This window comes from Bradyrhizobium sp. Crot121, from assembly GCF_059512385.1.
Genome location: NZ_JCAMOR010000475.1, coordinates 1 through 370, shown reverse-complemented (window position 1 = coordinate 370; position 370 = coordinate 1). Strand labels below are relative to the sequence as shown.

Annotated in this window: 1 pseudogene; it reads right to left on the bottom strand. The window is 59.5% G+C overall.

The window, feature by feature from the left end:
• Positions 1 to 228, bottom strand: a pseudogene (locus AC5ZGW_RS47550) (group II intron reverse transcriptase/maturase); the annotation flags it as partial.
• Positions 229 to 370: the final 142 nt, after the last annotated feature.

Genomic DNA, 370 nt, shown 5'->3' with positions numbered 1-370 from the left:
GCGTTCGGCCCAAAGATCGAATGTGTAGTGCAGGTAAACGTTGGCGAGCAGCGGCGAAATCACCGATCCTTGCCCCGTGCCCCTGTCGTCCACGGTTACGACCTCGTCTTCGAGGATGCCCGCCTTCAGCCATTTACGGATCAGGCGGATGATGCGCTTGTCGCCGATGCGGTGCTCCAAAAACTGGACCAGCCAGTCTTGGCTCACACTTCCGAAGAAATTTTGCACGTCGGCGTCAACTATCCAGTTCACCTTCCGCGTGGTGATCGCTACCGCCAGGGCGTCCAGCGCATCGCTCCTCGGTGGACCCGAGCGTTCAGATCCTCAAGCCGAGGCTCCAGGTCTGTCTCGAAGTCCTGCCATGTCACAC